Below are 14,229 nucleotides of genomic sequence, written 5' to 3'. Positions count from 1 at the left end.
TCGGGGCCCGGCGCGGCCCACCGCCGTCCACAGGCCCTGTCCACAGCCCTTGCACACCTCTTGCGCGGCCCTTGCCCGGCCCGCTCACGGCATCCCCGCAAACGGAACCGATCCACCCCCTTGACGCCCGCCGAACGCGATATATCGTGGATGGCGGGGGTCACGCGATATATCGCGTGCCGCGTGTCCCTGGGGGAAGCGCGTCCGTCCCAGGCCATGGTGCTCCACCGCGCCTACGGCCGGAAGGAGAGGGGGGATACATGTCCCGATGGACCGTCGCCGAGCCGCAGGTGCTCGACCTCGATCCGGTCCGCACCGTCCGCGTCCGCACCGTCGCTGGCCTCGTCGACGTGGTCGGCACCGACGGCCCGACCCGGCTCGAAGTCGCCGGCCTCGAAGGGCCGCCGCTCGACGTGCACCACGACCCGGACGCCGGCGAACTCGTCGTCGGCTACCAAGACCTGACCTGGACCAACCCGAAGACCTGGCTCGACCGCCACGTCCACGGCCGCTCCTGCCGGGTCGCACTCGCCGTCCCGTGGGACTGTGCCGTCGACACCGCCGTCATGTCCGCCCACGCCACCGTCTCCGGCGTGCACGGCACCGTCGCGGTGCGCAGCGTCGCGGGCGGCATCACGCTCGTCGGCCTGACCGGATCCGTCGAAGCCGCCACGGTCGCGGGGGCCGTCGAAGCCGAATCCCTGGCCGGCGACTTCCAGGTGGCCACCGTCTCCGGCGACCTCACGCTGGTCGAAGGCACCGGCGGACGGGTCCGCGCCCACTCCGTCTCCGGCGCCATGGTCATGGACCTCGACGCCTTCGGGCGCAACGATGTCCACCTGTCGACGGTTTCCGGGGGACTCACCGTCCGCCTCCCCCACGATGGCGACGTGGAGGTGGACGTGCGGTCTTCGAGCGGCTCGGTCGGTTCGGCGTTCTCCGAACTCACCGCACGCACCGGATTCGGAACCTCCCGGTTGGTCGGCACGTTGGGCGGTGGTACGGGGCGTCTGCGGATCAGTTCGGTGTCGGGGGACGTCGCGCTGCTGCGCCGGGCGCCGGAAGGAAAGGTATCGGCATGACCCCGGTCTTCGGCCACGGCCGACTGCGGCTGTATCTGCTCAAGCTCCTCGACGAGAGTCCGCGGCACGGCTACGAGATCATCCGGCTGCTCCAGGACCGTTTCCTGGGCCTCTACGCACCCTCGGCGGGGACCGTCTACCCGCGGCTCGCCAAGCTCGAACAGGAAGGCCTGGTCACGCACTCGGTCGAAGGAGGCCGCAAGGTCTACCGGATCACCGAGGCCGGCCGCGCCGAGCTGGCCGAACGGCAGCCCGAACTCGACGCACTGGAATCGGAGATCCGCGATTCCGTCTACGAGCGGGCCCGCGAGATCCGCGACGAGGTCCGCACCTCGGCCCGTAACCTGCGCGAGGAACTCCGCCAGGCCACCCGGGAGATGCGGGACACCCCGCAGGACGCCCCGGGCACGCCCGGCGCGGACCGCGGCAGCGCCGCGTCGGGCGGCGCCGGCAAGGACGACCCCGTGTCGGCGTGGGCCAAGAACATCGGCCCGGCGCTGTCGCAGAAGATGGTCGACCTCGCGGAGGGCCTCGCCCAGGGCCTCGCGGGCCTCACCGAGCACCACGCGCAGCACCTGGAAGAAGAACTCCGGCGCCGCTTCGGCCCGGAGGGCCCGGGCGACGGACGCGGCGGGAAGGCGGCCACGGCCACCGGAAAGCCGACCGGCACGACCACGGGCAAAACCGCAGGCCAACCGGCAGGCAAGACCGCGGGCAAGTCGGCGGCGAAGCCGGCCCCCGCGACGGCCGGCACCGACGACCCGTGGCGCGCCGAGACCGACCCGGCCACGGACCATGGCACCACGCCCGCCGCGGACTCCCCCGCAGGCGAGTCCGGCAAGGCGGGCAAGACGGGCCAGTCTGAGAAGACCGGGAAGTCGGCCCCCGGTCTGGACGAACTCGGCCGCCTGTTCGATCGCTTCCGCACCGAGATCGACACGGCTGCGGGATGCGCCGGCCTGACCCCGAGCCAGGTCGACCGGGCCCGCGACGTGCTGGTGCGCGCGTACACCGAGTTGAGCGACATCGTGAACGACCGGTGACGTGACGTTTCTGCACAGCAGCGGCAACGGCCACGGCCACAGGCACGGCAATGGCCACAGCCGTGGCCACCGGAAGAGCCGGAGTGGACCCCCGGGCGCAGCCCCCCGACAGTGGCGCGCCCGGGGTGAAGCGCGCGGCTCGGCTCCCTGACCGGCCGACCGCGCGCGTTCGCGGGGCGCTCAGCAGCCGAAGACCGGCCGCGGGCGCATCGAGCTGACCTTGGAACCGAAGTCGCCCAGACCCCCGTTGAATCCGGACGTGACGACGTGCGCGTCGCCCTTGTAGGCGGCGTGCTCGTAGAGGCACCACGTGTCGCCGGTGTTGTTGTTGACCTGCGCGACGTGGTCGTTGAGGCGGCCGCTGCCGAACCCGCCCAGGTCGTACACGCCCTTGCTGAACTCGCCGCGCGCGCCGTTGCCTTCCACGCACAGGGTGGCCGCCGGGCAGCCGATGGCGGACGCCGACGAGGCGAACGCCACGGTGGGCGCGATGAACGCGGCGGACACGAGGACGGCGATCAGCGGGCGGCGCAGCGAACGCACAGATTGCTCCTGAGAGTTGGTGGGATGCAGCCGAAGACGGACGGCAACGGCCCGGTCACGCACGGCAGTCCAGCACCGCCCCCGAGGGGAACACAACGGTTGGTTACGGACGTTGGTGCGCCCGGGTGAACCGATTCCTCCGAACGGCCCAGCCGCCCAACGCCTCATGGCGCAGGCCACCGAGACACCGGCCCGGCCGCGACACGGCACCGGCCCGACTCCCCGGCACACCCATGAGCCACCCCGCTCACGGACGTGCCGGAAGGCCGGGCCCGCGGGACCGACCCCGGCGGCGGGCACACGCCGCGGTGCCCACCGCCGGAATCAGGTCGGCCGGTCGGCCGGTCGGCGGTCCGCAGTCGTCCTCAGCCGTCCTCAGCCGTCCTCAGCCGTCCTCAGCCGTCCTCAGCCGTCCGACTCCCGGATCTCCCGCACCGCTTCCGCCAGACGCCGCCCGTAGTCCGGGTCCGCCGCGTGGAAGTGCGGCAGCACCCGGTCCACGATGTCGTCGCGGGTCACCTGCCCCAGGCTGCCCGCCAGGTTGGCGATCAGCCGCGTCTTCTCCTCGTCCGACATCAGCCGGTACAGCTCCCCCGCCTGCACGAAGTCGTCGTCCTTCACATGCGCCGGGGCCTCGTGCGTGCCGGTGAAGCCCGTGACGGCGAGCGGCGCGCCCAGTGCTTGGCCGGTCTCGTACGGGCCGCCGAAGCTGTTCGGCTCGTAGTTCTTCGCCCGGCCGCCGGTGTTCGTCGCCATCGTGCCGTCCCGGCCGTGGTTGCGCGCGGTCGTGGCGTGCGGGGCGTTGACGGCGAGCTGCGTGTGGTTCACGCCCAGGCGGTAGCGATGCGCGTCCGCGTAGGCGAACAGCCGCCCCTGGAGCATCTTGTCCGGCGACGGACCGATCCCCGGCACGAAGTTGTTCGGTGAGAACGCCGCCTGCTCGACCTCGGCGAACACGTTCTCCGGGTTCCGGTTCAGGACCAGCCGGCCGACCTTGATCAGCGGGTAGTCGGCGTGCGGCCACACCTTGGTCAGGTCGAACGGGTTGAACCGGTAGCGGGCCGCCTCCGCCGCCGGCATGACCTGGACGTGCAGCGTCCACGACGGGAACACGCCCCGTTCGATGGCCTGGTGCAGGTCGCGCTGGTGCGAGTCCGCGTCGCCGCCCGCGATCTCGGCGGCCTGGTCGTTGGTGAGCGAGCGGACGCCCTGGTTCGTCTTGAAGTGGTACTTCACCCAGAACGCTTCGCCCCCAGCGTTGACCCACTGGTAGGTGTGCGACCCGTAGCCGTTCATGTGCCGGTACGACGCGGGGATGCCGCGGTCGCCGAACAGCCACGTCACCTGGTGGGTCGCCTCCGGGGAGTGCGACCAGAAGTCCCACACGTTCTCCGCCTCGGTGATGCCGGTGAACGGGTCGCGCTTCTGCGAGTGGATGAAGTCGGGGAACTTCAGCGGGTCCTTGATGAAGAAGACCGGCGTGTTGTTGCCGACGAGGTCGTAGTTGCCCTCCTCGGTGTAGAACTTCAGCGCGAACCCGCGCGGGTCCCGCACCGCGTCGGACGCGCCCAGGTTGCCGGCGACCGTCGAGAAGCGCAGGAACACCTCGGTGCGGCGACCGAGTTCGCCGAGGAAGTGGGCGCGGGTGTAGGCGGACACGTCGTCCGTGACCTCGAAGAACCCGTAGGCGCCGGACCCGCGGGCGTGCACCACGCGCTCCGGGATCCGCTCCCGGTTGAAACGGGCGAGCTTCTCCAGCAGGTACTGGTCCTGGATCAGCAGCGGACCCCCGACACCGGCCTGCGCCGAGTTCTGGTTGTCCGCCACGGGTGCGCCCGCCTCGGTGGTGAGGACCCGCTCGGATATCGGCCCGGACAGCGGCTCGGTCAAGTGCTCGGACATGCGGTGATGGCTCCTGTCGGCAGTCGGTGGGCGGATGGAGGCGTCGGCACTCCGCGGCGGGGGCGCGGCGGCGTCACTCCCCGGTGCGGGCGTCGCAAGGTCACTCCCCGGTGCGGGCCCGCAGGTCGGCGATGGCCGCGGGGGTCAGCTCCCCGATGAGGCGCAGCCGGGCGACGCCGCCGTCCGGGTAGACGTCTATGCGCACGTGGGTGGCGGGGCGGCCGGGTGCGACGCGGAAGCGGTGCCGGGTGTCCGGCTGGACGGGCGTCGCGGGCAGCAGGTCGAACTCCTCGGCTCCGGCGCCGCCGTCGGATGCGGCGAGCCGGATCCAGCCGGGTGCGTTGCCCTGGTAGTGGTCGGTGTCGACTTCGACCGCGGTGATCAGGGCCTCGCCGGCGAGGCGGAAGGCGACCCAGTCGTGGCCGTCGTCGCGGCGGCGGCGGGTTTCCCAGCCCTCCCCCATGACGCGGGACCGGCCGGGCGCGTTCATGTGGTGCGGCGGGGAGAAGTAGCGGTCGCTGGCGGCGAGCGCGGCGCCGCCGTATTCGGCGGCGAGGACGTCCACGGTCAGGCCGTCGAGGTAGTCCGGGTCGGGGACGACCTCGCCGTGGACGCGCAGCCGGGCGACGCCGCCGTCCGGGAAGATGTTGAGGCGGACGTGGGTGAACCGGCCGTCGGCAGCCACGTCGAACCGGTGTGCGGTGTCGCCTTGGAGCGGGCTGTGCGGCACGATCTCGGTCCATTTCACATCCTCGGCGAGGACCTCGTCGACCGAGGGGATGCCGGGCACGAATGCCGCTTCGACGGACGCGTACGGCGGGTAGTTGCCGAGGAAGTGCGCGGTGTCGACGACGATCCCGCGGATCACCCCGGGCGCGCCGAGGCGGACGACGGCCCAGTCGTGCTCGTCGGGGCGGACGTGCGGCTTGGCCGCGCTGGTGCCGCGGCGGCGGCGGGTCTCCCAGCCGTCCATGATCTGCCCCTTGGGGCCGAACGTGTGCGGCCGGAACTCGGGGGCGCGGTCCAGGAGCAGGTTCTCCTTGTCGGCGAACCATTCGTCGTTGGCGGCGATCACCCCGGCGCCGAGGGAGCGCGCGGCCAGGTTGGTCAGATCGGCGAAGTCGGTATGAGCGGAGGAATCGGCGTAATTCGACGGGCCTTCGGGTGTGGTCATCTGCATCTCCGGTCTCGTGCGGGGGCGCTGACGAAAGATCAGAAACCGGGGGGCGGGGCGTGGCCGCGGCGGCGGCGCTGCGCGGCGGTGATCACGACGCGCCCCGGGCCAGCAGCGTGCCGTGCGGGGTGCCGTCGACGTCGAGGCGTCGGCCGCGCAGCCAGGTGGCGCGGACGACGCCGGTCAGTGCGCGGCCGGTGTACGGGGTGACGGGGTTGCGGTGGTGCAGTGCGGCCGGGTCGACGGTGAAGGCGGCGTCCGGGTCGAACACCACCAGGTCGGCGTCGTAGCCGGGGGCGATGGCGCCCTTGCGCGCCAGTCCGGCGAGCCGGGCGGGGCCGGTGGACATCCAGCCGGCCAGGTCGGCGAGGGTGTGCCCGCGGCGGCGGGCTTCGGTCCAGATCGCGGGCAGGCCGAGCTGGAGCGAGGCGATGCCGCCCCAGGCGAGGGCGAAGTCGCCTTCCTCCAGGCGCTTGAGGTCGACGGTGCACGGTGAGTGGTCGGACACGACGGCGGCGAACTCGCCGCTGGCCAGGGCTGCCCACAGGCGGTCGCGGTTGGCGTCCGACCGGATCGGCGGGCAGCACTTGAACGAGGTGTCGCCGTCGGGCACGTCCTCGGCGGCCAGGGTGAGGTAGTGCGGGCAGGTCTCCGCGGTGGCGGCCACGCCGTCGGCGCGGGCTTTGGCGAGCAGCGGCAGCACGTCGGCCGAGGACACGTGCAGGACGTGCACGCGTGCGCCGGTGGCGCGGGCGGCGTCGAGGAGTCCGGCGACGGCGGTCGACTCGGCGGCGTCCGGGCGGGACGCGAGGAAGTCGGCGTAGTCGCGGCCGGCCCGCTGCGGTGCGGCGTCGAGGACCTCGGGCGCCTCCGCGTGGACGATCGACAGCGCGCCGATCCGGGACAGCTCGGCCAGGGCGTCGTCGAGTTGTTCGCGGTTCAGGTGCGGGAACTCGTCGACGCCGGACGGGGACAGGAAGCTTTTGAAGCCGAACACGCCCGCGCGGTACAGCGGTTCGAGGTCGTCGAGGTTGTCCGGTACGGCGCCGCCCCAGAACCCGACGTCGACGTGCACGCGGCCGCGCGCGGCGTCCTGCTTGGCGTGCAGGGCGGCGACGGTCGTGGTCGGCGGGATCGAGTTGAGCGGCATGTCGATCAGCGTCGTCACCCCGCCCGCGGCGGCGGCGCGGGTGGCGCTCGCGAAGCCTTCCCATGCGGTGCGGCCGGGTTCGTTGACGTGCACGTGGGTGTCGACCAGGCCGGGCAGCAGGGCGCACGCGCCCAGGTCCTCGACGTGCGGCGCGTCGACCGAGCCGTACGGCTCGACGGCGGTGATCCGCCCGCCCGTGACGACGACGTCGGCCGCGGTCTCGCCGTCCGGCCCGACCACGCGGCGGGACCGGAAGACCCGCGACGGGGTACCTGGGGTTTCGGCAACCGGTGCGGTCATGGCGCGGCCTCCTCGTCGGTCGGCTCCGGCAGGTCGCGGGCCACCCGCGCGCCGGCTTCCTCCGCGTACTTCCCGGCGTCGGCGAGCGGGTCGCCGCCCTCGGCGATCACGTCGAGCGGGTACGCGCGGACGATCCCGGCCGCCCGGAGCTGTTCCGTGGACAGCTCCAGGCGGCCGCACACCGCCACGACCGGCACCGCGGCGCGGGCGGCGGCCGCGGCGACCCCGGCGGGGGCTTTCCCGTGCAGGGTCTGCCGGTCGAGGCGGCCTTCCCCGGTGACGACGAGCGCGGCCCCGGCCAGGACCGGCGCGAAGCCGAGGAGGTCGAGAAGCAGGTCGATCCCGGGGCGCAGGGACGCGCCGAGGAACGCCATGGCGCCGAAGCCCACCCCGCCGGCGGCACCCGCGCCGGGCAGGTCGGCGGTGCGGTCGTTCCCCGGCACGTCCCGCCCGGTGATCACGGCCCAGCGGGCGAGCGCGGCGTCGAGGACCGGCACGTCCTCGGGTCCGGCGCCTTTCTGCGGGCCGTAGACCGCCGCGGCCCCGGTGGGGCCGAGCAGCGGGTTGTCCACGTCGGAGGCGATGACGACGTCGATGCCGCCGTAGCGGCGGCGAAGGTCGGCCGTCTCGATGCGGTCCAACGCGGACAGGGCGGCGCCGCCGGGCGGCAGCTCGGTCCCGCGGGAGTCGAGCAGCCGCCCGCCGAGCGCCTGCACCAGGCCGGCGCCGCCGTCGGTGCAGGCGCTGCCGCCGAGACCGAGGACGATGCGACGCGCCCCCACGCGCACCGCCTCGGCGATCAGTTGGCCCACGCCGTAGCTGCTCGCGGTCAGCGGTGCGGGCACGCCGCCGGGCAGTTTGACCAGCCCGGCGGCCTCGGCGAGTTCCACCACGGCGGTGCTGCCGCGGAGGGCGAACGAGGCGTCCACGGGCTGCCCGGTCGGTCCGGCGACCCGGGCGGGGACCCGGCGGAATCCGGCGGCGACCGCCGCGTCGACGGTGCCGTCGCCGCCGTCCGCGACCGGCATGAGCCGCAGGTCGGCTTCCGGCAGCACGCGCCGGATGCCGTCCGCGATGTGCGCGGCGGCCTCGGCGGCGGTGAGCGTGCCCTTGAACTTGTCGGGCGCGACGACGATCTTCGGCGGATTCACAGGACACGCTCCTTTCGGGGAAACCAGGGGCCTCCGACGGTAGTGAGGCCGGACGCGGGACGGGAGCCTGTGGACAACGGGCTGTGGACGACGGAACCGGCCTGGTACCCGCGCGGGCCCGACCGCTCTCCTTCGGACGGTAGACCAACCGGCCCGTCCCGCGGCGCCGACGCGGCGCCGGCCCGTCCGGGGGGGTGCGCCACCCGGCGGCACGGGCCGCGACACCGGTTCGAGTGCCGCCGGGTGGGCGTGGGGGCGGCCTACGGCGAGGCCGCCGGATCCCGGCCGGAGCCGGGGGCGTGCGGCGGGGCCCGGCGGGAAGACGGTCCGGGTCGGTGCCGGACCCCGCGGTTCCGGGGCCGCCGGGAGCCGCTTCCGCGGTTCTCCGGCGGCACGCGCCGCTACGGCGCGGGCTCGAATTCCCGCACGGCGTCGATGGCCGGGCCGTGCGGTGTGTTCGCCTCGCGCTCGATCATGATCTCCACCAGGACCGGCCGGGACGTGGTCCGGGCCTCCTTGCGCGCCCATTCCAGCGCGTCCCGGATATCGCCCGGTTCGAGGACGCGGCGGCCGGAGCAGCCGTACGCCTCCATGATCTTCACGTTGTCGGCGCCGTAGTCGTCGTAGTGGATGTCGACCTGGTAGTTCATGTCGTACGGGATCGACGCCTGCCGGATGAGCCCCAGGTACTCGTTGTTGAGCATGACGATCACGAACGGCACGTTGTACTGCGCCGCGACCGCCAGCTCCTCGACGAGGTACTGGAATCCGTAGTCGCCGACGATCCCGACGACCTCCGCGTCCGGGTCGCTGTTCTTGAGCGCCTTCTTCACGCCGATCGCCGCCGGGATCTCCCAGCCGAGCGGGCCTGCCTGGCCGCAGATCTGGTAGCGCCGCGGCTTGTAGGCCTTCTGGTGCTGGCCGCCCCAGATCTGGTACAGGCCGATCGCGGTGACGAAGTAGGCGTTCTCGTCGAAGACTTCGTTGATCTCCTTGTACGCGCGCGGCGCCTTCACCGGCACCGTGTCGAAGTCCTCGCGCCGGGTCAGCGTCGCCTTGAGTTCCTGCACGCGCGCCACCCAGTCGCCCGCCTCGCGGCGGAGCCCGCGGTCTCGGGCGGCCTCCAGGAGTGCTTGGAGGAACAGCCGGGTGTCCGCCACGATGCCCAGGTCGGGCTCGAACACCTTGCCGATCTGCGTGGGTTCGATGTCGACGTGGATGAACTTCCGCTGCCCGCGGTACACGTCCAGCGCCCCGGTGTGCCGGTCGCCGAACCGCGCACCGAGCGCAAGCACGAGGTCGGATTCCAGGAACGACGCGTTGCCGTACCGCTGCGACGTCTGAATGCCCGTCATGCCGCTGTAGAGCGGGTGGTCTTCGTCGATCGAGCCCTTGCCCATCAGGGTGACCTGCACCGGGATCTGCAGCAGCTCGGCCAGTTCGACGAGTTCCTCGTGTGCTTCGCCGATGATCACGCCGCCGCCGGACAGCAGCAGCGGGCGCTCGGCGGCCAGCAGCAGGTCGAGAGCCGCTTCCACGCGCGGCAGGTGCGGGTGCACCTCGGCGACCGGCAGCGGCGCGTCCAGGTCCGGGTCCCACAGGATCTGCTGCTGCTGGACGTCCAGCGGCAGGTCGATCAGCACCGGCCCCGGACGGCCCGACCGGGCGATCCGGAACGCCTCGCGGAAGATCCACGGGGCCTGCGCGGCCTCCTTGACCTGCACCGCCCACTTGGCGACCGGCTTGGCGATCTCGACGATGTCGACCGCCTGGAAAGCCTCCTGGTGCAGCTTGCTGGAGACCGCTTGGCCGGTGATGCACACGATCGGGATCGAGTCGGCGTGTGCCGTGTAGAGACCGGTGATCATGTTGGTGCCGGCCGGGCCCGACGTGCCGATCGCGACACCCACGTTGCCGTTGGTACGCGCCCAGCCGTCGGCCATGTGCGTGGCGCCTTCTTCGTGCCGGACGATCAGGTGCTCGATCGTGCCGTCCTTCTCCAGCGCCTTGTAGAGCGGCAGGATCGCCGCGCCGGGGCAGCCGAAGGCAGTGTCCACGCCCTCGGACTTGAGGACGTGCACGACTGCGTCCATCACCGGCATGAGCTGCGGGGCCATCAGGCTCCCCCTCCGTTCCCGGGCCCGTTCCCGGGCCCGTTCCCGGTTCCGTTCCCGGTCGCCGCACCGCGCGGGCTCGGCGCGAGGCCGTTGAGCCGTTCCAGGCCGAGCAGCAGGCCGCTGTGGTCGAGGCCGCCGTCGCCCTGCGCGCGCAGCGCGGCGACGAGCTGGGTCGCAAGGGCGCCGAACGGCAGGACGAGGCCGAGTTCGCGGGCCGCCTCCGAAACGATGCCCATGTCCTTGTGGTGCAGGTCGATGCGGAAGCCCGGGGCGAACTCGCGGGCGCGCATGGCGGCGCCCTTGCGGGCCATCACGGTGCTGCCCGCGAGGCCGCCGCCGAGCACGGCCAGTCCGGCCTCGGTGTCGACGCCGGCATGCTCCAGGAACAGCAGGGCCTCGGCGACGAGTTGGATGTTGCCCGCGACGATCAGCTGGTTCGCGGCCTTGACGGTCTGGCCGGCGCCGTGCGGCCCGACGTGCACGATCGTCTTGCCGAGCGCCTCGAACAGCGGCAGCGCGGCGGCGAAGTCGGCGGCGTTCCCGCCGACCATGATGGACAGCACCGCTTCGATCGCGCCCGCTTCGCCGCCGGACACCGGGGCGTCCAGGACGCGCAGCCCGAGCGCGGCACCGGCTTCGGCGACGGCCACCGACGTGCTGGGCTTGATGGAGCTCATGTCGACGACGAGGGTGCCGGGGCGCACGTTGGCAAGCACGCCGCCGACGCCGTACATGACCTCTTCGACCTGCGGGTCGGCCGGGACCATGGTGATCACGGCGTCCGCGTCGCGGACCGCGTCGGCGATGTCGTCCGCGCCGCGGCCGCCGGCCTCGACCAGGCGGTCGATCTGCGGGCGGGTCAGGTTGTATCCGGCGACCTCGTAGCCGGCCTTGAGCAGGTTGGCGGCCATCGGGCCGCCCATGATGCCCAGGCCGACGAAGCCGATCTTGCGTATCGCAGGGGTGTCAGTACTCGTCATCAGGCGTTTCCCTCCCCGGAGCGCCGGTCGCGCGGGAGCCAGCCGAAGCTGTCCGCACTCGGGCCCGCGGGCTTGTATTCGAGGCCGATGCGGCCGCCGTAGCCGGCGTCCGTCAATCGGCCGAACAGGTCGTCGAAGTCGAGGTCGCCGGTGCCGGGCTGTCCGCGGCCCGGGCTGTCGGCGATCTGGACATGGCCGAAGCGGTCCGCGTACGCCGCGATCACCGCCGGCAGGTCCTCGCCCATCACGGCGAGGTGGTACAGGTCGCACAGGAACTTCGCGTTGCCGAGCCCGGTCGCCGCGTTGACCGCGTCGACCACGTCGACCGCCGCCTTCGCGGAGTCGAGCTGGTACCGCGGGTTCTCCACGGTGTTGACCGCCTCGACCAGCACGACCGCGCCTTCGCGGTGCGCGGCCTGCGCCGCCAGCGCCAGGTTCTCCAGGGCGAGTTCGCTCTGCGCCTTGGGGTCGAGGCCGTCGACGCGGTTGCCGTAGAGCGCGTTGAGCGCCCGGCAGCCCATCCGGGCGGCGAACCCGGCCGCGACGTCGATGTTGGCGCGGAACCGATCGGAGTCCGCGGGCCGGGACAGCAGCCCACGGTCGCCCGCGGGCATGTCCCCGGCATCGAAGTTGAGGCCCACCAGCCGGACGCCCGCGTCTCCGAACGCACGTTCCAGCGCGTCGAGTTCCGCATCGTCCGGGGTCGGGCCGGCGAACGGCCACCACAGCTCGGCCTCGGCGAAGCCGGCGTCGGCGGCGGCCTGCGGGCGGTCGAGCAGGGGCAGTTCGGTGAACAGGATCGACAGGTTGACATCGAAGCGCAATGCGGCGCTCACGGACTCACCTCTTCCACGGCCGTCTTCCGTGATCTTCCGCAGGGCGATTGCCTGGTGTGACGAGCCGCGACGGCTCAAATTCCACGATGCGGAAGCAAGATTCTGCTTAACGGAATGATGCCACGCGCCTTCAACAGTTTGTCAATGCCGCCCGGGGGCCAATCCTGGATTAGTCGATTTCCGCTGGCTAGGGTTCAGCGCGTGCGATTGAAGGTGGAGTTCACGACAGAGCCGTTCGAGCTGGAGCACGTCCCGGCGCATGCGCTGGAGGCGCGGCGGATCGTCGCCGAGGCCGGCCTCGACGTCGAGGTGGGGCCGTTCGGCACCAGCGCGGAGGGCGATGCGGAAACCGTGCTCGCGGTGGTCGACCGGCTGTTCCGGGACACCCTCGGCGTCGGCGCGACCCGTATCTCCGTGCAGGTCACCGCCGTCCCGGCGGCCGAGGAGCAGGCATGACCGAGCCCGCCCACCCGCTGGTCGACGCGGTCAAGCCGCTCGTGGACGCGATGGGCGCGGCACTGGTCGCGCCCGGCGACGCCCGCCCCGAGGACGTCCTGCTGTCCTGGGAGGGCGCCCCCGTCGTCGCGGTACGGCTCCCGCACCTCGGCGCCGCCCTCGACCGCCTGCTGGCCGAAATGGAACGCCAGTTCGGCGGCCCGCTCGCCGACCTCGGCCGCGAGGACAAGCAGCGCGTCGTGCGGGTCCTGGAGGAGCGCGGCGCGTTCACCATCCGGCACGGCGTCGAGTCCGTCGCCGCGGCGCTCGGCGTCAGCCGGTTCACCGTCTACAACTACCTGAACCGGGAGCAGGGCGACCGCTAGCGCCGCCCCGATCACCCTCCCCCGTTTGGACGTTCCTCCACAACCGGGCGTTCACCCGCCCGGTTGATCCACTTCAACAAACTGTTGACGATGTGTCGACGGGCGACCTACCGTTCCGGAAGACCGCGGTTCCGACGATCGGACGCGATGACTCCTACGGAGGTCCGGCGTGGCCGATCACCCGGGATCCACGGCTCCACCCGACGCATCCGGCACCCCGGCGGCGTCCCGCGCCGCCGGGCTCGCCCGGCTCAACGCCGCCGACCCCGCCGAGGCGGTCAACCTCCTCGGCGAGGTCTGCGCGAGCCGGCAGTGGATCGACGCGGTCGCGGGCCGCCGCCCGTACCGCCTCCTCGACGAGCTGTACGCGTCGTCCGACCTGGCCACGGCCGGGATGACCGACGCCGACCTCGACGAGGCGATGGCCGGACACGCGGTCATCGGCCGGCCCCGCGCGGGCGACGACCAGTCGCACCGCGAACAGTCCGGCGTACACGGCGCCGCCGCCGACACGCTCACCGAACTCGCGGACGGCAACGCCGAATACGCCGCCAAGTTCGGCCATGTGTTCCTGATCTGCGCGAGCGGCCGCAGCGCCGCCGAGATGCTCGCCGCGCTGCGGGCTCGGCTCGGCAACGACGCGGCCACCGAACGGGCCAACGCCCGCGAGGAGTTGCGCAAGATCAATCGCCTCCGGCTGGCGAAGCTGGTCGGCGCACCCGAGCCGCAGGCATCCCGCGGCTCCCTCCAGCCCGGTTCCCACCCCTCCGATCGACCAGGGGCAGGCATGACCGCCATTTCGACCCACGTCCTCGACACCAGCGCCGGCGACCCGGCACGCGACGTCCCCGTGGAGCTGGCCGTCCTGGCCGCGGACGGCAGCTGGCAGGTGCTCGGCGCCTCCGCGACCGACGCCGACGGCCGCTGCCCCGGTCTCCCCCCGGTGTCCCCCGCCCCCGCGACGGTACGGCTGCGCTTCGACGTGGCGGCCTACCGCGCCGGGCGCGGCGAAGACGCCTTCTTCCCCGAGGTCCAGGTGGTCTTCACCACCGATCCGGCGCGCCCCCGCTATCACGTTCCGCTGCTGCTCAACCCGTACGGATATTCCGTTTACCGAGGGAGCTGACCCC

The 14,229-nt window shown here is 72.7% G+C and carries 13 protein-coding genes; 5 read left to right on the top strand and 8 right to left on the bottom strand.

The annotated features are described in order from the left end of the window. Nucleotides 1–260: 260 nt before the first annotated feature. Together ACPA54_RS23715 and ACPA54_RS23710 are read left to right on the top strand one after the other, a co-directional pair. Nucleotides 261–1,082 carry a DUF4097 family beta strand repeat-containing protein gene (locus ACPA54_RS23715; protein WP_423532847.1) on the top strand — a complete coding sequence of 274 codons (822 nt, stop codon included), beginning with the start codon at nucleotides 261–263 and terminating at the stop codon, nucleotides 1,080–1,082. Further along, entirely contained in the window at nucleotides 1,079–2,125 is a 1,047-nt protein-coding gene (locus tag ACPA54_RS23710) for a PadR family transcriptional regulator (RefSeq protein WP_423532846.1), read from the top strand. Before ACPA54_RS23715 ends, ACPA54_RS23710 begins: the two co-directional genes overlap by 4 nt. 180 nt (nucleotides 2,126–2,305) lie before the next feature. Here the strand turns inward: ACPA54_RS23710 and ACPA54_RS23705 are convergent, their stop codons facing one another. The 8 genes from ACPA54_RS23705 to ACPA54_RS23670 form a co-directional block, all read right to left on the bottom strand. Next, entirely contained in the window at nucleotides 2,306–2,668 is a 363-nt protein-coding gene (locus ACPA54_RS23705) for a peptidase inhibitor family I36 protein (RefSeq protein ID WP_423532844.1), read from the bottom strand. A gap of 405 nt (nucleotides 2,669–3,073) precedes the next feature. Next, nucleotides 3,074–4,534: a catalase gene (locus ACPA54_RS23700; RefSeq protein ID WP_423533071.1), complete on the bottom strand. Its 1,461-nt coding sequence runs from the start codon at nucleotides 4,532–4,534 to the stop codon at nucleotides 3,074–3,076. 136 nt (nucleotides 4,535–4,670) lie between these two features. Then, nucleotides 4,671–5,744 (bottom strand): allantoicase, encoded by a 1,074-nt coding sequence (alc, locus tag ACPA54_RS23695; RefSeq protein WP_423532842.1) that lies wholly within the window; start codon nucleotides 5,742–5,744, stop codon nucleotides 4,671–4,673. 91 nt (nucleotides 5,745–5,835) lie between these two features. After that, nucleotides 5,836–7,194 carry an allantoinase AllB gene (gene allB / locus ACPA54_RS23690; RefSeq protein WP_423532840.1) on the bottom strand — a complete coding sequence of 453 codons (1,359 nt, stop codon included), beginning with the start codon at nucleotides 7,192–7,194 and terminating at the stop codon, nucleotides 5,836–5,838. Next, nucleotides 7,191–8,345: a glycerate kinase gene (locus ACPA54_RS23685; protein WP_423532838.1), complete on the bottom strand. Its 1,155-nt coding sequence runs from the start codon at nucleotides 8,343–8,345 to the stop codon at nucleotides 7,191–7,193. The genes allB and ACPA54_RS23685 overlap by 4 nt, the downstream gene beginning before the upstream one ends. A 401-nt stretch (nucleotides 8,346–8,746) precedes the next feature. Then, nucleotides 8,747–10,462, bottom strand: coding sequence for a glyoxylate carboligase (gcl, locus tag ACPA54_RS23680; protein ID WP_423532836.1), 1,716 nt, complete (start codon nucleotides 10,460–10,462; stop codon nucleotides 8,747–8,749). Continuing rightward, the gene (locus ACPA54_RS23675) at nucleotides 10,462–11,442 is read right to left on the bottom strand and encodes a 2-hydroxy-3-oxopropionate reductase (protein WP_423532834.1); all 981 of its coding nucleotides are present in this window, start codon (nucleotides 11,440–11,442) and stop codon (nucleotides 10,462–10,464) included. The genes gcl and ACPA54_RS23675 overlap by 1 nt, the downstream gene beginning before the upstream one ends. Next, a complete protein-coding gene (locus ACPA54_RS23670) occupies nucleotides 11,442–12,278 on the bottom strand; it encodes a hydroxypyruvate isomerase family protein (protein ID WP_423532832.1) in 837 nt (278 codons plus the stop codon). Before ACPA54_RS23670 ends, ACPA54_RS23675 begins: the two co-directional genes overlap by 1 nt. Nucleotides 12,279–12,479: 201 nt before the next feature. Here ACPA54_RS23670 and ACPA54_RS23665 point away from each other — a divergent pair, with 201 nt between their 5' ends. From ACPA54_RS23665 to uraD, 3 genes are all read left to right on the top strand, one after another. Beyond that, nucleotides 12,480–12,734 (top strand): thiamine-binding protein, encoded by a 255-nt coding sequence (locus ACPA54_RS23665; protein WP_423532830.1) that lies wholly within the window; start codon nucleotides 12,480–12,482, stop codon nucleotides 12,732–12,734. Further along, on the top strand, nucleotides 12,731–13,099 hold the full coding sequence (locus ACPA54_RS23660; protein WP_423532828.1) for a helix-turn-helix domain-containing protein: 369 nt from the start codon (nucleotides 12,731–12,733) through the stop codon (nucleotides 13,097–13,099). Before ACPA54_RS23665 ends, ACPA54_RS23660 begins: the two co-directional genes overlap by 4 nt. A gap of 169 nt (nucleotides 13,100–13,268) precedes the next feature. After that, nucleotides 13,269–14,225: a 2-oxo-4-hydroxy-4-carboxy-5-ureidoimidazoline decarboxylase gene (gene uraD / locus ACPA54_RS23655; protein WP_423532826.1), complete on the top strand. Its 957-nt coding sequence runs from the start codon at nucleotides 13,269–13,271 to the stop codon at nucleotides 14,223–14,225. Nucleotides 14,226–14,229 lie beyond the last annotated feature (4 nt).

This window comes from Uniformispora flossi, from assembly GCF_049534875.1.
Lineage (GTDB): Bacteria > Actinomycetota > Actinomycetes > Streptomycetales > Streptomycetaceae > Yinghuangia > Yinghuangia aomiensis.
The sequence above is the reverse complement of the archived record's forward strand: the minus strand, read 5'-3'. Positions and strand labels throughout refer to the sequence as shown.